This window comes from Bacteroides neonati (assembly GCF_000499785.1).
GTDB lineage: Bacteria > Bacteroidota > Bacteroidia > Bacteroidales > Bacteroidaceae > Bacteroides > Bacteroides neonati.
This window is the reverse complement of the sequence record NZ_HG726022.1, coordinates 135,473-155,604: the sequence shown is the minus strand read 5'-3', so window position 1 is coordinate 155,604 and position 20,132 is coordinate 135,473. Positions and strand designations below refer to the sequence as shown.

General features: G+C 40.0%; 22 protein-coding genes. 9 read left to right on the top strand and 13 right to left on the bottom strand.

The genetic code is table 11. The features are described 5' to 3' along the window. Positions 1-120: 120 nt before the first annotated feature. The 11 genes from TY03_RS12625 to TY03_RS12575 all read right to left on the bottom strand — a co-directional run bounded on the left by TY03_RS12625 (position 121) and on the right by TY03_RS12575 (position 7,089). Complete coding sequence (locus TY03_RS12625) at positions 121-435, bottom strand: DUF551 domain-containing protein (RefSeq protein ID WP_052332487.1); 315 nt, start codon at positions 433-435, stop codon at positions 121-123. A gap of 35 nt (positions 436-470) precedes the next feature. Continuing rightward, entirely contained in the window at positions 471-914 is a 444-nt protein-coding gene (locus tag TY03_RS12620) for a hypothetical protein (RefSeq protein ID WP_148335663.1), read from the bottom strand. A 93-nt stretch (positions 915-1,007) separates the two neighbouring features. Then, positions 1,008-1,298, bottom strand: a complete 291-nt coding sequence (locus tag TY03_RS12615; RefSeq protein ID WP_042370519.1) for a hypothetical protein — start codon at positions 1,296-1,298, stop codon at positions 1,008-1,010. A gap of 60 nt (positions 1,299-1,358) precedes the next feature. Continuing rightward, positions 1,359-1,820: a DUF6633 family protein gene (locus TY03_RS12610; RefSeq protein WP_042370516.1), complete on the bottom strand. Its 462-nt coding sequence runs from the start codon at positions 1,818-1,820 to the stop codon at positions 1,359-1,361. Positions 1,821-1,902: 82 nt separating this feature from the next. Further along, positions 1,903-2,901: a hypothetical protein gene (locus TY03_RS12605; RefSeq protein ID WP_042370514.1), complete on the bottom strand. Its 999-nt coding sequence runs from the start codon at positions 2,899-2,901 to the stop codon at positions 1,903-1,905. A gap of 67 nt (positions 2,902-2,968) precedes the next feature. Further along, positions 2,969-3,106 carry a hypothetical protein gene (locus TY03_RS22460; RefSeq protein ID WP_154663597.1) on the bottom strand — a complete coding sequence of 46 codons (138 nt, stop codon included), beginning with the start codon at positions 3,104-3,106 and terminating at the stop codon, positions 2,969-2,971. A 309-nt stretch (positions 3,107-3,415) separates the two neighbouring features. Beyond that, a complete protein-coding gene (locus tag TY03_RS12595) occupies positions 3,416-4,321 on the bottom strand; it encodes a hypothetical protein (RefSeq protein WP_042370510.1) in 906 nt (301 codons plus the stop codon). A gap of 61 nt (positions 4,322-4,382) precedes the next feature. Beyond that, positions 4,383-5,063, bottom strand: a complete 681-nt coding sequence (locus tag TY03_RS12590) for a hypothetical protein (RefSeq protein WP_042370509.1) — start codon at positions 5,061-5,063, stop codon at positions 4,383-4,385. Positions 5,064-5,125: 62 nt separating this feature from the next. After that, positions 5,126-5,917, bottom strand: a complete 792-nt coding sequence (locus TY03_RS12585; protein WP_042370508.1) for an SPFH domain-containing protein — start codon at positions 5,915-5,917, stop codon at positions 5,126-5,128. A 598-nt stretch (positions 5,918-6,515) separates the two neighbouring features. After that, positions 6,516-6,755, bottom strand: a complete 240-nt coding sequence (locus TY03_RS22450) for a helix-turn-helix domain-containing protein (protein WP_148335662.1) — start codon at positions 6,753-6,755, stop codon at positions 6,516-6,518. 4 nt (positions 6,756-6,759) lie between these two features. Beyond that, positions 6,760-7,089, bottom strand: a complete 330-nt coding sequence (locus TY03_RS12575; RefSeq protein WP_148335661.1) for a hypothetical protein — start codon at positions 7,087-7,089, stop codon at positions 6,760-6,762. Between the two features lie 337 nt (positions 7,090-7,426). Between TY03_RS12575 and TY03_RS12570 the strand changes: the two genes are divergently transcribed. The 4 genes from TY03_RS12570 to TY03_RS12555 all read left to right on the top strand — a co-directional run bounded on the left by TY03_RS12570 (position 7,427) and on the right by TY03_RS12555 (position 9,517). Further along, the gene (locus tag TY03_RS12570; protein ID WP_042370502.1) at positions 7,427-8,077 is read left to right on the top strand and encodes a LexA family transcriptional regulator; all 651 of its coding nucleotides are present in this window, start codon (positions 7,427-7,429) and stop codon (positions 8,075-8,077) included. Between the two features lie 17 nt (positions 8,078-8,094). Beyond that, positions 8,095-8,538 (top strand): hypothetical protein, encoded by a 444-nt coding sequence (locus TY03_RS12565; RefSeq protein ID WP_042370500.1) that lies wholly within the window; start codon positions 8,095-8,097, stop codon positions 8,536-8,538. Positions 8,539-8,552: 14 nt separating this feature from the next. Then, positions 8,553-9,176: a hypothetical protein gene (locus tag TY03_RS12560; protein WP_148335660.1), complete on the top strand. Its 624-nt coding sequence runs from the start codon at positions 8,553-8,555 to the stop codon at positions 9,174-9,176. Positions 9,177-9,241: 65 nt separating this feature from the next. Next, positions 9,242-9,517 carry a hypothetical protein gene (locus tag TY03_RS12555; protein ID WP_042370497.1) on the top strand — a complete coding sequence of 92 codons (276 nt, stop codon included), beginning with the start codon at positions 9,242-9,244 and terminating at the stop codon, positions 9,515-9,517. A gap of 561 nt (positions 9,518-10,078) precedes the next feature. On the opposite strand, the gene TY03_RS12550 is transcribed toward TY03_RS12555, so the two are convergent. Beyond that, positions 10,079-10,870: an N-acetyltransferase gene (locus TY03_RS12550; protein WP_042370495.1), complete on the bottom strand. Its 792-nt coding sequence runs from the start codon at positions 10,868-10,870 to the stop codon at positions 10,079-10,081. Between the two features lie 7 nt (positions 10,871-10,877). Beyond that, entirely contained in the window at positions 10,878-11,720 is an 843-nt protein-coding gene (locus TY03_RS12545) for an AraC family transcriptional regulator (protein ID WP_042370493.1), read from the bottom strand. A 341-nt stretch (positions 11,721-12,061) separates the two neighbouring features. Between TY03_RS12545 and TY03_RS12540 the strand changes: the two genes are divergently transcribed. Genes TY03_RS12540 through TY03_RS12520 form a run of 5 tightly spaced genes read left to right on the top strand, consistent with a single transcriptional unit; the run spans position 12,062 to position 19,619 of the window. Further along, on the top strand, positions 12,062-13,363 hold the full coding sequence (locus tag TY03_RS12540; protein WP_052332486.1) for a TolC family protein: 1,302 nt from the start codon (positions 12,062-12,064) through the stop codon (positions 13,361-13,363). A 6-nt stretch (positions 13,364-13,369) separates the two neighbouring features. Next, positions 13,370-14,452, top strand: a complete 1,083-nt coding sequence (locus tag TY03_RS12535; RefSeq protein ID WP_042370489.1) for an efflux RND transporter periplasmic adaptor subunit — start codon at positions 13,370-13,372, stop codon at positions 14,450-14,452. 3 nt (positions 14,453-14,455) lie between these two features. Next, positions 14,456-17,557, top strand: coding sequence for an efflux RND transporter permease subunit (locus tag TY03_RS12530; protein ID WP_042370486.1), 3,102 nt, complete (start codon positions 14,456-14,458; stop codon positions 17,555-17,557). A gap of 31 nt (positions 17,558-17,588) precedes the next feature. After that, entirely contained in the window at positions 17,589-18,269 is a 681-nt protein-coding gene (locus TY03_RS12525; protein WP_042370484.1) for a response regulator transcription factor, read from the top strand. A gap of 6 nt (positions 18,270-18,275) precedes the next feature. After that, a complete protein-coding gene (locus TY03_RS12520; RefSeq protein WP_042370482.1) occupies positions 18,276-19,619 on the top strand; it encodes a HAMP domain-containing sensor histidine kinase in 1,344 nt (447 codons plus the stop codon). The last annotated feature ends 513 nt before the right edge of the window (positions 19,620-20,132 follow it).

Below are 20,132 nucleotides of genomic sequence, written 5' to 3'. Positions count from 1 at the left end.
AATACTGTAATAGATATTGAATACTAATGGCTTGAACGATGCTTTGTAAACCTTCATTCCTGTAGCATCCTTTATCATCTTTCTAAGTTGCTGCTCGTCACGTGTTAATGTAGACATAGGCTATTCGGGTATTGACATCCATCGGATCGGTTCATAGCCTTGATAATCCTCAAACTCAAATAATGGGGAAGTAGCTGTTTGAGGATTGCCTTCCCCATTCTTGTAGATATATGCACTAACAATTGCATTGTTTGACTTCATTTGGCAGAGCACCATTTGATTTTCATCTGGTAACCGTTCATCTACGCTGATCCACGGGGATTGCTTGGCTTGCCACTGGGCACCCTCTTTGAACCCTATTCTGAAACATTCTAACTTACTCCAGTCGGGATGCACGCCACATATACTTGCTGCTGCTTTTTCTAATTCATTCATGGTTTACCTCTTTTACTTCTAGATTTGGATTAATATTATTCTCTCGTTGCGAATTCTATTAGTCTTACAAGTACAGATACAGGGTGTCCGGCAAATTCCTTAACGACTACCCCTTTTCCCATATCTACAACCGCCCCAATAAGACTACTCTGACCAAAGCCGTTAGTTTCACCCGGGTGAAGCATTACCCCCATCCGTACACCACCACGATTAAAAGAGGCCGGAAGAAGCTGCAGGAGTCTGGTTGTGGAGAATGCCCCACAATACCCCTCACTTCCGACTAAAGTACTATCCAACGAATATGCTCCTGTTTCCAAATTGAACGCAATATCCATCATTGAATCAGGAATGCCGACGTTTATTAATACTTCGGAATCTCTCGCACCAGTCCCCATAATTTTCCTTGCGATAGGAACTCGACAATAACAAACCCTGCCGTCTATGCTGGGCTTTAGAACCTTGATTGTTGTTTCATTCATTTTTTAAAATTGATTTGAACCACCCCGTACCACAAGGGCGCAGCCTCGTTAGCCAGCTTACGCAGTATGTGGCGCCGGGATGGCTTGAGATGATTATTTATCCAAAAGCTGTCTCATACACCTGCGATACTCCTTTATATTCCCAGGGTTCATCTTATGTTTCAACATCGCCTGTGACACCTGAATAGGACTGTATCCCCTGTATTCGGTTGGAATTTTCCCATATACCCCGTACTCTAACATCGATTTCCTGATATTCATTGGAACCTTCAGCACCTTCAATGCTTTCTGTTGTTGTGGAACAGAATACGGCTGATAATTGCTGTCCCAGTTTCCAAATATAGAGGTAACATAAAGAATCTTTTCTGCTAATCTTATTTTCATGTATCTATTTTTTTATTTGATTTAAACCACTCGGTATTTCCGAACAGTTGGTTATTGTATTTACTTAAATGACTTCACGTGGACACCCTTTTCATATCCCATATTGAACAACCATTTAAGTTCTTCATACTCTTCCCTTGTTATCGCTTCTTTCGCCCATGTAGCCATACGTTCAGCCTTTTCGGCATCTAACCTTTCACGCTCTGCCTTAGTGATTTCGTCTAAACGGATAGACAAGAACTTACGTAGCGACTCCATTATAGCCAAACCATCGACAACACCGTAGAACTTACCAAACGTGCCAGATTTAAACAGCTGAAAAAAATACATCAACTCTGTTACTTTCAGGTAGTGAAAGTTGGTTATTATCAGTCTTGCTGTCTCTTGCCGTTGTGCTTCGGACTGCTTTTCTTTACACCCGGAAAATTCGGCAAGGTCGTATAACTGAATTTCCAGCCAAGACTCTACGAGGCTATCAGAATAAGCAATACGCAGTCGGGATAGTACCGGGGCATCACCCATGAAACACCTAGAAACATATCGGCAATACTTCGACTGCATGCCGGGGTTAAACAGCTTTAGAAAGTTTTCGGGAGACTCGTATCTATCTCGTATCTCCGCCGCCCAACTTGGATGCAATGTGCTCTGCAAACGCTCTATCTCTGCTCTCTTTATCGCTTTCGGCACTAGCGCCGACATTGCTGTGACTTGTCCCATTGTTATTTAATTCTTTTTTGTTATCATACTTACCTTCGAATATCTTGATCCAGTTTGCGCCATTAGTAAACACCCAATCAAAATCGGCTTTAAATCCCCTGGAACTTTCACCTCGAAGGAAATTACTTTCCTGCATCTTCTCAAATAGACACTGAAGTATCGGAATGGCTTTATCAATACCTCCCATTTCGTCTATACGAATACGAACTTTATTTTTGCGAACATCGCTTAACTTCATTACCCGACGATATCCCGTACAGGTAGAATTCCACATATCAACGATTTTTCCAAAAGGAATCGAACAGGCCGGCGGAGGTACTATGACTGGTAACTCGTTAGAGTTATCAGAAATATTATCGCTAGATAATATTATATCTTTCTTTTTCTCTGTTTTAGCTTTATTCTTCTTTGTGCCCTCGCTGTGCCCATCCTGTGCCCTTTGCTGTGCCGTTAGTTGTGCCTTTATGTTCTCTAACTCTTTAAATATCAATTCGGTATCTGTGCCCTTTGCTGTGTCTTTTGCTGTGCCAACGGTACTACTACATGAGTTATACTCTTCATATTTACAGAGAGTTACCACATTCATCCCCTGTTTGCATTCGGTCGTAATACGCCCTTGTTTCTTTAGTCTGTCTAGAAATAAACGAACCTGCTTTTCCGTCCACTTCCACCTAGTTGCCAGAAAACGAATAGAAGCAGGATATTGTCCGCGTCCGTATGTTATCTCACGACCACCGATACTCGCTGTAAGCGGTGTTGCTTCAAATCGTGCTGACTGTATTAAGTCTATCCACGCTTCGCAACTACTATAAGTCCGAGGTGTCTCCCACATGTCGCTACTGAATAATTTACGGCTCAACATTATAAATCCGTCACTTCTTTCCATACATCCTATTTTGCGATGAAAATCACCGGTGTTCCATCGGGACGCAAATGCCCCATACAACTATGGCTCATAGGGCACTCTTGGCACCCTTTCCTTTGTCGAAGAAGCATTTATTGCAACCGTGTTTTGATTGTACGGCACTTAATGCGGTATTACCGTGTGCAAACGGTACATCTCCTATTTCTAAATTCTTTAGTATATTCATGCTATATTTACTTTGATAATAAACCGTTGGAAATGCAATTCCTTTTCCATATACACATTACATTCACTTTGATTTTTAAATGAGAGTGAAGTGTCATTGTATATATTGATGATGCAATTATTTAGATAATCAAAAGCACATTGGCCACCATTTCTAACAATATTGAAGTTCCAGCAGATAGCCTCAACTAACTCACTATAGTTACATTGAATCCAATTGTTGATATACTTCTTATTATTCTTGTTCAATTTCGGCTTCTTATTTGGCTTCTTAGCATCTTCAAGCTGTTTCAAAAAAGCCATTCTATCACTAACGAGAGGTCGCATACTGTACCTCCTTTCTGTACGCATTTCGAATCATGCGTGTTTCATTGTAATCGGATGTGTCGTTTACGTGAATTCGCGTTAGCTGTATTTGTCCGGAGTGAGATAAAAGAATGAATCTGGCAATCCGGTGAAAAAACTCCGTCAATCCGGGAATCCCATATTTCTCTAATAAAACCAATACCTGTATTCCTTTTTTCAACCCTCTTGCATTCAGATGGAGATAAGCAGTTCCAGCCATACCGATAATTTTTTTGTTATACATCAAGATATTCTCGCGTATAATATCTGAATTCTCAATAAAAGCATCTCTGTCAAACTCTATTTTTATAAGCGTGTCAACAGCGCGCATCATCATCCGATATACCGATGTTTCATTTTGATTAGCTATAATTTCGAGTGCTTCGAGAGCTTCCGATGACATGGTTATACAATTACTTAATGGCTTATTTTTTAAGCTTAAAACTCTTCTCGGTGAAATAGTCGCCAATAAAAAGCCATTGGTTTGATCACGCACCGGAATCGAATTTATATGACACTTCAATAATACGTTGTAGAACGCCTTGATTATTGGAACTAAGCGGTATCCATGTACAGAAAGTCTATTTACCAGCTCAGTTCGGGTGGCAACATAATCAGGGAATGATATAGTTGTATTACATATATCAATCTCATCTTCATATGGTTTATATTCACGTATAGCCATATTGACAAAATTACGATCTATACGAGATACCCGATTGCCGTCTAATGCGTCTAATAGCCGCAATATGCCGTAAACAGTAACCACGGAAGGAACTATTCCATGCTCTTTCATTCTAAGCCTTACAGCATCACGTTTCTGTCGATTTATAGTAATTCCTATCTTTATTTGCATTATCTTTGCCTCCATGCTCTTAAGAAGAACACTACCGGAACCGTCGCCAAAACAAATTACGGTAGTGGTCTTTGTTTTACTTACGTTTACAACACTCAATAACTATAATCGAAATAAAATAACAATCCACTATCCTTATAAACTTACGTAGTGATTTGCCCTGTCTTCTATTCCACCTCTTAATTCTGCGTGTCAACTCCTCTTTTGATAGGATACCGCTTGTCTGAATAGTTAGGCTACCTCCATATTCTAGCCGAGACATGGAGTCTCTTACAATCGACCAATCATTATTTATACTTTTTAATTGGTTAAGCTTGTTGGTTAAATACTTAACTATATCTATGTACTTAGATATCTCTACGGAGATAATATTAAGAGGGTTACCATAGGAAGTATTGATTTTAGACAAATGTGCCTCTATTTCATTTTTCACATTTTGGGGTATATCCAAATCACGGATAAGCCCGACGAACAAATCAACATCAAAGTCTGATGCAACAATAACAGGGCTGCTTATAACTCCACCCTCCTCTAAATGATACTCAATAACATTCAGAAACGGATATAAACCATAGTTTCCAAGAAAGGGGTCGTGGTAAAAGGATTCTAGCGATTTAGATAAATCAACAGCGGCTTCAATAACCGAATTGGCATAATAACTACCGTTCGGAATTTTACTTTTTATTGAATCCATCAACGCCGGGTCGTTAATCACTGTTTCTATACTTCTCTGCAATTTTTTATTGTCTGTTTTCATAAACTTAATTTTTTATTGAAATAATCCGCGTGGCAAGAGAATACCCGCCACGCGGATATAAACTAATTAGTTATCTTGAGGAATTCGGGAACTACTCCATACAATGGTGCTTGACCATCCCACTTATCAATAAAGCGTTTATATAGAATTTCTTTTGTTAACCCTCTGGAAGTGATAAGAGCTTGCTCAGTCTTTAGCCGCTCTAGCTCGTTTTGCTTCTTTTGTTCTTCTATCTGCTGATCGAGTACGGAGATATTGGTATTAACCTCATTTCTACTGTCAATCTTTTCACGTACTTTCTTGCTGAATTCGAGTTGAGCGGAGAAAGTAAGCAACTGTAAGCCTCTATTCAGAAACTCCTTGTCTATGATCTGTTCTAAGCGTCTTTCAAAGATAAGAGAACCACCATCGGCCATTAAGCTGTCAGTTTTATGCTTACGGCTTTCTTCCTTGATAAGATCGTAAATCCGTGGTTCGAGAATATTATCTTCGAGCGATGACATGAAATCATCACCGCTCCCGATATGCTTGTTGTCGAATACCACATCAATGGCCCGTTCTTTGATTACTTTGTAAGAGTAAGAAGGTTGGGCATTGAATTCGGTGTTGTCCGCAGCCTTCAGTGTAACGGGTTTTTCGAACTTGCCGCGCTGATCGAATAATGGAACTTGGAACAACTCTGTGCCCCACTCCCAAACAGCAACCTTACCTGTCTTAATAGAAAAGTCCTTCTTTCCTTCTTTGCCGTAATTCTCCATGAACACACCGGCATAATTGGGAGCTACTCTTTCGCATGAAGCGAATACTACCATGGCCACTAAAGCCATCATCAGAAACTTAATTTTTTGTTTCATCTTTCAATAATAATTTAATAAGTTTATAAATTGGATAAATAGCACACAGGCAGATAATGATACCAAGCCATGCGTGTATGTGGTTAAATACTCTTATTCCGACAGCAAATAGTGCTATCACAGAAACTATGTTAAATAGATATTTTTTCATATAATTCTCATTTTGTTTTTATTCTAAATTACCGACTTCAGGTACTCACGCTCTTCGATCATAATTTCCAGAATCTTAGTTTCTCGTTTCAGCTCTTTTTGAAGTTTATTGTAATGTTCCATTGAAACGAATGTTTTCCCGCCTATGATTAGGACATCTCCTGTTTCCATTGTAACTCCCATTTATCCCTCCTTTGCTTCTTTATAAGTTATCCGGGTGCCGGCTAGCGCAAGAATACACATTAGTATAAAGATTGTCTTTGCAGATCCAGGCGCTTCAGGTACATACCCGAAAAGATAAGCGAGTAAGTAGATGAGCAATAATACATCAAGTATCAGGTAGATTATAAATTCTATATATTTCATACATTTTCGTTTTAGTGGATTGGCTAGGCAATCACTCCTACCAATCCGGATCACCTTTATATCACTTTTATAATCAGCTGTCTCACGACGCGGGTTTATCATTTTGCATATAGTAGGCGGAAACCTCTTTTTTCGAGAAATACAAAGCTCCATGACGCCGATAACAGGGAATTTTTCCTTTCTCACAGCGTTTATGTAGAGCGCCTATTGAGATGTTAAGCCATTCAGAACAACTTTTAGCAGTAAGCAATTCATCATTTTTATCAAGCACGATTTCAGCTACTCTTTCTGCTATCAAACTGATTTCTGTTTTGGTCAACATGGCATTATTGGTTTAGAGGCTTGATAGCTGCCAAGTATTCAATAGCGTCTGAGATACAAGACAAGTTGCATAGTTGATCTATTAGGTAGTCTTGCTCTCTTCTACGATTAGTAGTTTCGGAAATTTCAAAAGTTAAGGTTCTCATTGTTTCATTAAGGTAACTCAGCACATCTTTCGCACTCTCTGGATCGGATAATCTTTCAATAAAAGCAATAGCTCTCTTTTGTTTCGTTTCAGATAATGGCAAATACAATGACGTCTGCCCAATTTCAGGATTTGTTTTAATCTCTTCCATAGCCTTTTGTTTTTTAAAAACAAAGCTCCATCCTTTCATCGCCCTAATGTGGTTGCTTGGCGATTACTCGGATAGAGCTCTAATGAATTTCCTTTTTCTGTGCAATAGCAACCACGCAATTGCATTGAATTCATGAAAAACCGTCAGAAATAGTTTGATAATCAAAAAAGGCTGTCTATATTTGCAAAAGACTAATTGAGCAGATATAGAATCACGGACGCTTCCGAGACAGCCATTTTTGTATACCTATGTTTCGTTTGGCGTTGAATTCTGAATGCAAAGTAACAACATTTGTTTATCAAAAACAACAAATGTTGTTGCTATTTCAATAATTTAGATATATTATAAATAAGAACGCATACAACCATACATCTATATGACTATTAATCAAAGAATTGAAAGCATAATATATGAATCAGGAGAATCATTAAACGGTTTTGCAGAGTGTATAGGAGTAAAACAACAAACGTTGTACAATTACATAGCAAAAAATAGAGAGCCTAGTTATTCTGTAATAGAAAAAATTGCTAAGTTGTGTACTGATATCAATATTGAATGGCTCATCACAGGAGAGGGTTCAATGTTTAAATCCGAAGAACCATCCCCAATAGTTAGCTACTCCGCTGGCCGTCCTTATTATAATGTAGACTTCATCGGTGGGTTTGATCTCATATTGAACGATCAATCGATAAACCCTGAATATAATATAGACTTTCCCCCATACAATAAAGATGGTGTAATGTGGTGTAATCTAACTGGTCATTCAATGGAGCCAGAAATTAACCACGGCGACATGATGGCCATTAAAAAAGTAAATGAGTCCAATATAAACTACCTCCCATTTGGTGAAGTGTATGCTATAGTTACGGATGATTATCGCACGGTAAAGCGCATGTCTAAGTCAGAAAAAGAGGGTTTTATAAAATTAATACCGTCTAATCCATCTCCTGAATACGCTGCTCAGGATATTCCGATATCCATGATTAAGGCAATATTTCAAGTACTAGTTAATGTGAAAAGATTTTAAACTTAAAACATGCACCAATGAAACATATTTCTTCTTTTATTTTCAAGTCTCTTTTTATCGTTATTCTACTATCTTCTTGCGGTACAACACAGCGACATTATAAAAGTACCAACTTCTTGGATTATTCCATATTCAACAAAAACGGAATATTCGTTACAGAGTCAAATAATGCACCGTTTGATTATGAGACGATAGGACGCGTTTTTATAACGGAGTTATCTGGATACAAAAGAGGTAAAGAGGTGGAATCTAAAATACAAGACCCTTATTCTGAAAAAAAATACGAAGAAACATATATAAAAGTGGATTACACAAACATGTGTAATGAAATGTGCGATAAAGCAAAAAGCATAGGTGGTGATGGTATTATTAGTTTTTCTATAATTGAAATACCACCAACAGCACAGAATGGATTAGGTCTCAAATTAACAGGAGTGGTCATCAAAAGAAAAAACCGATAACATACATACTGAAAATGAGAATAACAATAGCACTATATCTCCTAATTGCATTTACATCTGTTAATGCGCAAAACAATAGCGATTCATTGCAGCTCGGATTGTATATGCGCGATAAAACAAAGGTACTGCAAAGAGTTACACCGTCTATTGTTTGCGATGCGAAAGCAGATTTCTCAGTTCTTGCATTTGAGAGGCCAAGCGCGGTATTATATATCGATAAGCCGTATTCAGAACACAATAGATTCAGAGGGGCTGTAGACTTTCTGTTTTTCTTTGTAGACCCCAATAGTGACCATAAAATGACTCCATCCGATTTTAAGCTTATGCTAAAAAATAAGTCATTTGTATATGCAGACAACCCACAAAAGTTTGTTCTTGCCAGACTATTTCAATCAAAAGAGAAAAGAGCATTAAGAATTGAAAAGGAAAAGCTTTTATCTGGAGTAAGGTATAGGGTTTATCCGACAGACATAATACCATGCACAATAATTCCAATTGACAGCAAATCATTTTTGGTTACGACCGAACACCCTCTCACAACTGGAGAATATGGATTTGTGTATCAGGGAGAAGAGCTTAGTAGCGAAACGATCGGAATGCCGATTTATGATTTTAGTATAGAAAAGTCTCAACCATAATCACTCCTATGGAATGTATGCGGTAAAAGAAACGGTTAGAATATAACAAATTAAAACATCATACAATGGAATCAGTTCTTATTTTTGCCTTAATCGCAGTTGGCATTATACAAATAGTAATGATTATAAAGTTTTTCGATATAGCCTCTGATATTAGGGAAATACGAAATATTGCGGTCAAAGCGGTTTATAAAGAAGAAAATAACAATGAAGCGAAAATTACTAAGAAAGAATTTTCCGAGAAAAGTAAATCACAAAAAATTACGTGGCAAACTTGGGTAGTGTTTGCTGCTATTATGATTTGTGTAATTCTGAATGTAATCAATAGCCTATTAACATAGGAACATAATGGTAGACTGCGCAGTATTTGCGTATGTATTCAATTAGATAACATATAGAATAAGTGCGCTTTAGGCATGCGCGATACACATCAGAAAATGTATCACACATTAGCGTATCGCAACAATAAAATAAGATTTTGAAAATATAAATATATTAATTTATAAACTAGATATGCGATACAAAACGCGATACAATTGAATAAATAGCAATATAAGAGATTGATTTTCAGGATAAATCAGAACTCCCTGAGGGTGTACTTTTTTTATTATAAGGGAAATCTGGAAAGGTTTCCCTTATTTATTTATAACCCATCGCTCTTATATTGTTTTTTTATGCAGGATTTGAATCGATATAAGTGGATACAATCTATGGTCTTTTTCTTTTGAGATTGAAAACAAGCTCTGCTAATACGCTCGGTCTCTATTCTTGTAAGTAATCGTAGTCTACTTCGTACATTGAGGGAAGAGTATTATTTCCATTCGCACTTGCGGTAGCACTGGAAACAGTATTGAAACAGCTTGCTGCTTCAATACTTCGCTTAGATATTTTTCTCTGTTATATTATCTTTGCACAAAAGATTCTAACTCCATTTTCAATAACTTAGTAAATTTTGATTCTGTACAGATACTTATATCCGTTGTTAGGAATTTCCCATTATAAAAAACAGAAAATATCGTGGCTGGAGTTGGTGCGGCTTGTGCCTGTTCCATTGTTTCTAATTTTATAATCGTTAAAGGAATATTTTTCTCCTGTGCCAACACCCATAGAGAGCCGTTCACATAATAGTCGGTAAATGGACAGCGATTGGTATAGTAAACGACCAAGCCCTCTTTTTGCTTACATTCTCCACTCTTTACGCACTCTTTGAAAGAAGGATTTAAAGCGGTAGCATCTGTCTTTAACACCAATAATGAAAATCCATTCGGTAAGTTTTCTATGCTTTCAAATCCTTGACTTAATAGCCATTTGGTATCACTCATATAGTGAAATTTCTTCGTTCCAACCACCGTTACCAAACCGTTTTTACCTTGTGCCTTTGCGTCGTCGATAGCAGATTGAAGTAAGGCTTTAGCGTGCCCGTTTCCCTTATACTGTCCCGATACCCAAAAGCAGTTTATCATCAAATAATTCGGTGCATCAACAGGAACCCATCCCTTTTCGGCAGGAACATATTCAATAAAGACCTTTGCCCGTGCATCCAAGCGTCTGAATACATAGCCATTATTAAATTCATTTTTCAGCCACGCTTTTTTCATCTCATAGCCTTCCGAGCATTTTTTGTCGGAAAAGGCGCAGCAAATATGCTCTGTATCTATATTCTCTTTTGTGAGTGTAATGTATTTTATCTCCATAAAAGCTCTATTTAATGGGTATATAAATGTTTGTTCTATCTTTTTCGCTATTTTCTTTTGAGTAATAGATATACTCCTCAAAAGCCATTCCGTGCCGAATTGTATATTCAAAATTTATACTGATATTATTATACAGCTCTTGCAATCCTGAACAACTCCCTCTTAAAGTATAAACGGCATACTTGCCTTGCTGCAACCGAATGGTTCCAAACTCTCCGGTTGGAATCATCTTTTTCTGCACCGAGGCACAGGCGTAAAACCGACATTGGTTATAGTTAGTCACGTTGGGGTTGTCAAAGCTCAATCCGATAAAACGGGTTTCAGGTATTAGAGCTCGATTATCTTTCAGAAATCGCATGAGTTTGTTCCATGCCGTTTCGTACGGTTCTGCTTCACCATACTTACCCCATATACGAATATAGACTAACTCCAGTCCTTCAAAATGGCATACTTCAGAAGGAAGACTATTGCTATTGCCACTGCTTTGTACATAGCCCTCTAATCGGGAATGTAGTTCATCTTTGTATGCCTTAGGGGATATTCCAAACTGCTTTTTAAATGCCTTTGAGAAAGATTGCGCATTAGCATACCCAACCATTTCAGCCAGTTTAGCCAGACTCATTTCTTCTGTTTGCATGTATAGTACGGCCCGTTCAACACGTTGCCTTGCTATGTAGGCATACAGCGATTCATTCAACGCGAAACGCATGATACGAAGCAATTGCCTTTGAGATACATTGATCTCATCAGCAATAACATCCAACTGCAACGGCAGATGCAGATTGGCACTGATATAATCAATGACCTGATTCACCTTTTGTTGATATATATTTTCTGTACTATCTCTCATAAATGCTGTTATTGGCAACAAAGTTACTCGTTTTGTTATGTATGGACGTTGTCCGATCTCACCAAATTAATATTTTATTTCCAAAGGACGATCCAAAGGATGAAAATAGAAGCAAATAATCGTATTTCCGTGAGAGAGTTACTGTTATTTTATCCATTTCGGAAAAAATGTGTTGTTTGCACTTCAAAAAGATCAGTAGTATGCAAAGCAAACTGTAAACATGGCCAAGGAAGTCCGCCAACTTTTTCTAATCTAATTCTAATGAACTCTTAATTAACATCTAATTTAGTTTCAAAACTCCTTTAATCCTAGCAACATACCTTTGCATCAAAATTATTTTTATGATGACAAGAAGATATCTTTTATTTTTTACGACTATTTTGTTGCTGTCAAAAGTCTATGCTCAGCGGCAACAAAATGTACTAGAACTGACGCCCGAACAGATTGAGGCGATATTCATCAAGCAAAATCTTGACTTGATTGCCGAGAAAATGAATGTGTCGATTGCTGATGCAGCGATTGCTCAGGCAAGATTGTGGGAAAACCCATCGCTGCAAATCGACGGAGTAAATCTTTGGAGCACCAACGCACAAAGAGGAGGAGAGCGCGAAGTAATACCTCCCCTTTTCGGATCGTTTGCCCGAAACACTCAATTTTCTGCCGAATTAAGCCAGTTGGTCAGCCTGTCAGGCAAAAGGAGTAAACTTATTGGCATGGAGAAGGTGTCGAAAGAGATTGCAATGGCGCAATTCGAAGACGTGTTGCGCGGACTGAAAGCCGAGCTTCGTAAATCTGTTTGCGAGATGATATACCTCTCCTCTTATCGAAAAGTGTTGGAGACTCAGTCTCAATCGCTTTCGCTGCTTATCGACACTTACACCAAACAAGTAGCACAGGGCAACCTTGCCAAAAACGAACTTCTACGTTTGCAAGCTGCATTCTTTGAGGTCGAAAACGAACTGAACGAGATACAGTCAGCGCTAAACGGTCAGCAGAAAAACATAAAGGCATTGCTCAATGCCGAACCTTTTGTTGTCATAGAAATTTTGGATGGCGCTCGTCGTATTCCTAATCCGGAACATTATGTATTGGCAGACCTCACCACATCGGCCATGAATGCCAGACCGGATGTTACGAAGTCGAAGTTGCAAACGGAGTATTACGGCAAGTCGTTGAAATACGAAAATTCGCAGCGTGTGCCCGATGTGACCTTTGGCGTGAATTATGACCGCCGCGGAGGTGTATGGCACGATTTTGTCGGCTTCAGTATGGGAATGGATATTCCACTTTTTAACCGGAATCAGGGAAACATAAAAGCGGCGAAACTGAGTATCAGCCAAAGCAGCTATCAGGCTCAGAAGCAACAAAATCTGGTTCAGCAAGAGGTGGTCGAAGCGTATCACAACTATGCCATCGCCTACGGATTCTATAAAAAGATCGACAACAACCCGCTGATCGGGGAGTTGGACAGTATGCTCGAAGTGTACGCCCATAATCTGATAGGCAAGAACATTAGTATGCTGGAATATATAGATTTTATAGACACTTATAAGAGCACTAAACAGACTTGGCTGACGGCACAAAAAAACGTATCGGTACAGTTCGAAGAGCTTCAATACACAGTAGGAACAAAAATAAAATAATAAATCATGATGAGAATATTTTCAATAGCCGCGATGGCTTTCCTTGCCGTCTCTTGCGGCTCTGCCGACAGTCAGTCTGCATCCAAAGATGCAGGAAGTATCAACGACCCATTTTTCGCAAACGTCAAGACGATAAAAGCCACATTGAGCAATGCTGAAAATGAGCTGACTCTGGCGGGCAAAGTAACCGGCGATCCGGATAAAACGATCAGCTACACCCCTTCGATTAGCGGAGTGATAGAACGTACTTATTTCTCTTTAGGCGAGAGAGTATCGAAGGGGCAAACCTTGGTCGATATACGAAGTACAGAGTTAAGTTCGATGCAAGCGGAACTGGTGTCGCAGGAATCGGAGTTACAGATCGCACAGCGCGAATTGAAATCCGCACAGGCTATGTTCAACGATACCATGTTGTCGGAGCGAGAGCTATTGGAAGCTCAGGGCAAAGTGAGACAGGCAGAGGCTGCACTATCGAAGGTGCGAGCCGACATATCGGTTTACGGCACAAGCAAGGGCAGCGGAGTCTTCTCCGTCAAAGCCGCCATGAGCGGGTATGTTATTGCGAAAAACGGCTCATCGGGCAGCACATTGTCTGCAGATGGTGATCCTCTTTTCACCATTGCCGATCTTAGTTCGGTCTGGGTTATTGCCAATGTATATGCCGGCAATCTGCAATTTGTCAGAGAGGGCATGGAGGCCCATATTTCCTCAGTGTCTTATCCCAATGAGACTTTTATCGGCAAGGTAAACGCTGTATCACAGGTGTTTGATCCGGAGGACAAAGCCCTCAAAGCACGTATTGTCATGCCTAACAAAGAGATGAAATTCAAACCCGAGATGTCTGTGATGATTCAGCTCAAAAGCCGGATGCAAGGCCAACTGGTCAGTATTCCGTCAGACGCAGTTATTTTTGACCGGAACCGCTATTTTGTGATTGTCCGCCATACAGACAGTCGTTTTGAGATCAGGGAGATCGTGCCACAAAATCAAGACAGTAATACCACTTATATTGCCTCCGGATTGAAAGAGGGAGAAGATGTGGTGGTGAGAAACCAACTGTTGATTTATTCTGAACTGAAAGCCCAATAAGCCATGCACAAATTTATCGAAAATATAATAGCCTTAGCGCTAAGGAATCACGTTTTTGTACTCTTTCTGACCAGTGTTCTACTGGTTGCCGGAGCAGTTTGCTATAAGAATACACCGATAGAAGCATATCCGGATGTTACCAATACCCGCGTCAAGGTTATTGCGCAATGGTCGGGACGAAGTGCCGAGGAGGTAGAAAAATTCGTGACGATGCCCATCATGCAGCAACTCAATACCATCCCTCGAAAAACTGATGTGCGCTCTACGTCGTTGTTTGGTTTGTCGGTGATTACGGTTCTCTTCGAAGACGGAGTTGATGATTTTTTTGCCCAGCAGTATGCCTCTAACCGTATGCAAGATCTCGACCTGCCTGAGGGGGTGGAACTTTCCATAGAGCCGCCATCGGGCGCTACCGGAGAGATTTTCAGGTATGTTCTGCGGAGCGACTTGCCGCTTCGTGAGGTTTCAGCGATCAATGAGTGGTTGGTACAGCGCGAATTGTTGTCCGTTCCCGGTGTTGCAACCATAGCCACTTTCGGTGGAGAGGAGAAAATATACGAGATTAAGGTTAAGCCTTCCGAACTCGCCAACTATGACATCACTCCGTTGCAGGTTTATGAAGCAGTGGCGGGCAGTAATATTAACGTTGGCGGCGATGTGATTCAAAAAGGCAGTCAGGCTTATGTGGTGCGCGGAATGGGGCTGCTGGAAAGTATGGAAGATATAGAGAATATACTTATCGAGGTTAAGGGCAGCTCTCCAGTACGTGTTAAGCAGGTCGCTACGGTGAGTATGTCGTCTAAACCCCGCTTGGGACAGGTCGGATTGAACGACGAAGACGATGTGGTGCAGGGCATTGTGATAATGCTGCGTGGCCAGAACCCTGACGAGGTGATTAAAAGCCTAAAGGTAAAGATAGCTGAACTGAATGACCGCATCTTGCCGAAGGATGTTCGTATCGAGTCATTTATGGATCGAACGAAATTGGTACAGGCCACCATCAATACCGTGGTGCGAAATATGATTGAGGGCATTTTATTAGTAGCATTTATCGTCTACCTTTTCCTGTTTAACTGGCGTACTACTTTGATAGTCGCTACTGTCATCCCCTTGTCGTTCCTCTTTGCCGTTGTTATGTTACGGATTCAGGGATTACCTGCCAACCTTATTTCAATGGGTGCGCTCGACTTCGGACTTCTTCTGGAAGGAACCTTGGTTATTGTCGAGGTTATATTTGTGGCCATGCTCGCTCAGTCCGAGAAATTAGGCAGCAGATTCTCTTCCTCATCCAAAGGAGGCCTGATTAGACGAAGTGCCGGCGGTGTTGCAACCCATATCTTTTTTGCTCAGGTCATTCTGGTGGTGGCGCTTTTCCCGATCTTCTCGTTCCAGAAGGTAGAAGGTAAGATGTTCTCTCCCCTTGCTTTTACGCTTGGCTACGCCTTGCTCGGGTCATTGATATTGTCGCTGGTATATGTACCTGTGATGTGCAAGGTTTTGATTACAAAACCCATCAAAGAGAAAACGAATGCCGTGAGCCGTTTTCTTATTCGCGTTATGCACAACTTATACCGTTTCAGTACGCATTACCGGAAACAGTCTATTATCGTATTCGGCATTTTGCTTATAATTTGTTCGGCAAGGTTCATATTCTGGGGTACAGAGTTTATTCCAAGTATGAATGAAGGGGCTATCTATGTACGTGCCACCTTGCCCAATAGCGTCAATCTGGACGAATCTGTACGGATCACGAAAGAGATGAAGCGAAAACTGCAACAATTCGAAGAGGTAGATTTTATATTGACACAAACAGGCAGACCCAATGACGGAACGGATGCCACCGGATTTTTCAATATTGAGCTACACACCGAACTCAAACCGAAGCAAGAGTGGAAACGTAAAATATCGAAAGACGACCTCATCAAACAAATACAAGATTCGCTAAGTATCTATCCCGGAATCGTATTGGCATTTAGCCAACCGATTCAGGATAATGTTGAAGAATATGTGGCAGGTGTGAAGTGCGCCTTAGTCGTCAAAATATTCGGTAGCGATTTGAAGCAGCTCGAAGAGATGGCCGATCAGACAGCCCAAGTGATAGGCGGAGTGAGAGGAGTCGAAGATGTGAATGTGTTTCGCAGCATAGGAGTACCCGAACTTCAGATCAAGCTCGACGAATCGCGCATGGCAAACTATGCAGTATCAATGGCAGATGCTCAGGCGGTGGTCGAAATGGCTATCGGCGGAAAGGCCGCCACTACTTTTTATGAGAACGAACGAATGTTTGACGTCAGGGTGCGCTTTGAGAATAAGTTCCGTGACAACGAAGATAAGATAGGCAATATACTGATTCCAACGATGGATGGAAAGCAGGTGCCGCTCAAAGAGATTGCCGATCTGAAATTTAATACGGGCCCTGCCTTCATTTATCGCGAAGGCAGTAGCCGATATGTAGGTGTCGGATTCAGTATACGTGATAGAGATTTGGGCTCTACCATCGAAGAGGCGCAGCGCAAAGTGAAAGAACAGGTTACATTGAAATCAGAAAACAAAATGGTTTGGGCAGGAGAATTCGAAAGCCAGCAGCGGGCAACCAACCGCCTGAAGATGATTGTACCTGCCGTGCTGTTGCTTATCCTGTTTCTGCTCTACCTGAATTTCGGCAATATTAAAGACACGTTAATAGCCGTCAGTGCGATGTCTTTTGCCTTTATCGGCGGGTTCATATCGCTATGGTTAACCCGAACCACGTTCGGCATATCTGCAGGAATAGGCTTTATCATTCTTTTTGGTATTGTTTCCATCGACAGTATTTTGCTAATATCCTTGATGAAAAACTTATTGCAAAAATATCGAAATGTTGATCAGGCTATAAACGAAGCGGTACGTCAGCGAATAAGGCCGGTATTAATGATTGCGCTAATGGGGTCGATGGGGCTGCTGCCTGCCGCCTTGTCTACCGATATGGGTTCGGAAATTCAAAAGCCATTGGCTATTATGATTGTGGGCGGAGTCATTGTCTGTATGTTGCTCTCTTTCTCTGTGTTGCCTCATATTTTCTATTTTGTGTATCGTAAGAATAAGCTTAATACAAAAAAAATATAATATCTTTACGGTCAAAAAACAGACAAATACAATGGAGTTGCTTTTAATAGAAGATAATAGACGGATCAGCGAATTTGTTGTCAAAGGACTTGAAGAGAGTGGTTTTGCGGTCATCCTTGCCGAGAATGGCGTGGATGCCCGTAGAGCCATTTCCGAGAAGTCGTGGGATCTTATTTTACTTGATATCATGCTGCCCGACATAGATGGTATAGAGCTGTTGCAATACACTCGCTATAAAAAGATCAACGCGCCCATACTTATCATGAGTGCATTGGGTGAGCCGGACGATAAGGTAAAGGCCCTAAATTTAGGTGCCGATGATTACTTAGCCAAACCCTTTCACTTCAACGAACTTGTAGCCCGTATCAACGCTCTATTGCGACGATCAAAAAACGTTGATTTTGCTGAAAATATACTCCATTGTAACGATCTGGTACTCCACGTCGATAAACACATGGTAGAAAGAGGCGGTCGGGAGATTAAACTTACTTTACAAGAATTCATGCTGCTGAAACTACTGATGGAGAACAAAAATAAAATTATGTCGCGAACACAGATTTTGAATACTGTTTGGGGCATTAATTATAATTCAAACACCAATGTAGTGGACGTTTACATCTCTTATCTGCGAAATAAAATAGAGATCGAGGGCAGCGAAAAATTGATTGAAACGATCAAAGGTCGTGGCTATCTTATACGTACAAAAGAATAACTAAAGATGAAAATACAGACTCGGTTAAGCGTATGTAACTCTATCGTTTTCGGAGTAATATTTGCTGCCGTTTTGTCGCTTACGTATATCGTATACTATCGTCATACGGAGCGATTGATATATAGCAATCTCGAAAAAATGGTCTATATCACTGCCCTGTTCTATATGGAAGAGGACGAATTGAATCGTGAAGAGTTTTTGAAAGTACGCACTCAATTTAATGAATTTGTCAATAACTCGCTCTATCAAATCTACGACCAAAATGATAGTCTTTGTTACGGCTCTAACTACCTGCGAGTTTCGCCCAAGTATATAAATGAGATACGCCTTAAGAAACACCTTAGTTTTTCGGATAACGGATTTCTCTGCCACGGAATTTTTTATGAAGATAATCAAGGAGACTTTGTTGTGGTATCACGCGAAAAAAGTGACAGCATCGACCAACAGTTCGACCTATTACTATGGATACTCTTGCTTAGCTGGCTGATAGGTACACTTGTGATTATTATATTGAATAAATGGATTTCCAATATCGCTTATCGTCCATTTCGCAGAGTCATCAGGCAGGTGAAGAATATTTCGACCCAAAATCTTGAAGTACAGATTGCATCGCCCAAAACAACGGATGAGTTGCAGGACTTGATTGAGACATTCAACGACCTGCTTGCCAAAATATCCGAAACATTCGTTATTCAGCGTAATTTTGTTAGCTACGTTTCTCATGAATTTAAAACTCCGTTGGCCGCTATGATGGGCAACCTGGAGGTTTTCTCAATAAAAGACCGTCAGCCGGAAGAGTATAAATTGCTATCGGGAAAACTTATTCAACAGATTAGCCAGTTGGAGGAAATACTCAACACATTAATCATCGTATCCGATATGCGGAACAATTCGGATGTTACCACACAAATCCGTATCGATGAAATATTATGGGAAATTATCTCGAAGGTTTCTAATATCTATCCTACTTCTGACATTTCCGTCCATATGGATATTCGGCCCGAAGACCAATATATCCTCTCCATTACGAAAGATCGCACACAAATTCTTATCGCCCTGTTCAACCTGATTGAAAACGCCGTGAAATTCTCACAGGGTAAATCGGTTACGATACATCTATTCAACAAAGAGAACAGACTGTGTGTCTCAATAAAAGATGAAGGCATTGGCATTCCACCCGAGAAGTTGGAGAACATCAATAAACCGTTTTATAGAGCCGAGAATGCGAACCATATATTAGGAAGTGGCATAGGCTTATCGATAGCGTTACGTATACTTGAAAAAAACAGCATAAAATACACGATTGAATCTATAATTAATAAAGGAACTATCATCGTTATACGGTTTTGATTTTGTTTCCCCTTTTCCCTACTCCTCTCCGTCTTCTGTTTCGGTGGAATTGTTTTTTGGCAACTTCTTCATCGCTTTTTTATTGTAAACGTAGAGCTTTTCCTTAATATATAATTGAAAATAATATTATTCAAGCATTGCGGCAAACACTCGAAGTTATAGACTCAGACAGCAGCATGAGTTCGAAGATTTTGAAGTATTCGCGTAGTGGCTATCAGTGTATGGCGATAATTGAGTGTCGTTTGATACGCTTTGCAACCACCCTATCAGGGCGTTTGTAGAACAATACCTTCAATTCATATCCCATTTCAAAGAATCGACGAAATCAGATGACCGTCGGGTAAGATATTTTTAATTATGTAATCTTCCAAAAATATGGATGCTTTCTATCCGATTGATTTGGCTGGCATTAACGCACACATTATCTTTGCATCAAAAGAATATTTGAATATATAAGTCTGTCTGATATAAAAGGCAGAAAAGCTATCGAATAAAAATTGTCCCATATACAAT

What these genes read in the sequence shown, in the direction of transcription:
- TY03_RS12565 (WP_042370500.1), top strand. Translation starts at nt 8,095, where the DNA reads ATGAAACATATTTCTTCTTTTATTTTCAAGTCTCTTTTTATCGTTATT.
- TY03_RS12590 (WP_042370509.1), bottom strand. Translation starts at nt 5,063, where the DNA reads ATGAAAACAGACAATAAAAAATTGCAGAGAAGTATAGAAACAGTGATT.
- TY03_RS12625 (WP_052332487.1), bottom strand. Translation starts at nt 435, where the DNA reads ATGAATGAATTAGAAAAAGCAGCAGCAAGTATATGTGGCGTGCATCCC.
- TY03_RS12615 (WP_042370519.1), bottom strand. Translation starts at nt 1,298, where the DNA reads ATGAAAATAAGATTAGCAGAAAAGATTCTTTATGTTACCTCTATATTT.
- TY03_RS12555 (WP_042370497.1), top strand. Translation starts at nt 9,242, where the DNA reads ATGGAATCAGTTCTTATTTTTGCCTTAATCGCAGTTGGCATTATACAA.
- TY03_RS12545 (WP_042370493.1), bottom strand. Translation starts at nt 11,720, where the DNA reads ATGAGAGATAGTACAGAAAATATATATCAACAAAAGGTGAATCAGGTC.
- TY03_RS12595 (WP_042370510.1), bottom strand. Translation starts at nt 4,321, where the DNA reads ATGGAGGCAAAGATAATGCAAATAAAGATAGGAATTACTATAAATCGA.
- TY03_RS12550 (WP_042370495.1), bottom strand. Translation starts at nt 10,870, where the DNA reads ATGGAGATAAAATACATTACACTCACAAAAGAGAATATAGATACAGAG.
- TY03_RS12575 (WP_148335661.1), bottom strand. Translation starts at nt 7,089, where the DNA reads ATGAAAGGATGGAGCTTTGTTTTTAAAAAACAAAAGGCTATGGAAGAG.
- TY03_RS12560 (WP_148335660.1), top strand. Translation starts at nt 8,553, where the DNA reads ATGAGAATAACAATAGCACTATATCTCCTAATTGCATTTACATCTGTT.
- TY03_RS12525 (WP_042370484.1), top strand. Translation starts at nt 17,589, where the DNA reads ATGGAGTTGCTTTTAATAGAAGATAATAGACGGATCAGCGAATTTGTT.
- TY03_RS22460 (WP_154663597.1), bottom strand. Translation starts at nt 3,106, where the DNA reads ATGAATATACTAAAGAATTTAGAAATAGGAGATGTACCGTTTGCACAC.
- TY03_RS12620 (WP_148335663.1), bottom strand. Translation starts at nt 914, where the DNA reads ATGAATGAAACAACAATCAAGGTTCTAAAGCCCAGCATAGACGGCAGG.
- TY03_RS12520 (WP_042370482.1), top strand. Translation starts at nt 18,276, where the DNA reads ATGAAAATACAGACTCGGTTAAGCGTATGTAACTCTATCGTTTTCGGA.
- TY03_RS12605 (WP_042370514.1), bottom strand. Translation starts at nt 2,901, where the DNA reads ATGGAAAGAAGTGACGGATTTATAATGTTGAGCCGTAAATTATTCAGT.
- TY03_RS12610 (WP_042370516.1), bottom strand. Translation starts at nt 1,820, where the DNA reads ATGGGTGATGCCCCGGTACTATCCCGACTGCGTATTGCTTATTCTGAT.
- TY03_RS12570 (WP_042370502.1), top strand. Translation starts at nt 7,427, where the DNA reads ATGACTATTAATCAAAGAATTGAAAGCATAATATATGAATCAGGAGAA.
- TY03_RS12535 (WP_042370489.1), top strand. Translation starts at nt 13,370, where the DNA reads ATGATGAGAATATTTTCAATAGCCGCGATGGCTTTCCTTGCCGTCTCT.
- TY03_RS12585 (WP_042370508.1), bottom strand. Translation starts at nt 5,917, where the DNA reads ATGAAACAAAAAATTAAGTTTCTGATGATGGCTTTAGTGGCCATGGTA.
- TY03_RS22450 (WP_148335662.1), bottom strand. Translation starts at nt 6,755, where the DNA reads ATGTTGACCAAAACAGAAATCAGTTTGATAGCAGAAAGAGTAGCTGAA.
- TY03_RS12530 (WP_042370486.1), top strand. Translation starts at nt 14,456, where the DNA reads ATGCACAAATTTATCGAAAATATAATAGCCTTAGCGCTAAGGAATCAC.
- TY03_RS12540 (WP_052332486.1), top strand. Translation starts at nt 12,062, where the DNA reads ATGATGACAAGAAGATATCTTTTATTTTTTACGACTATTTTGTTGCTG.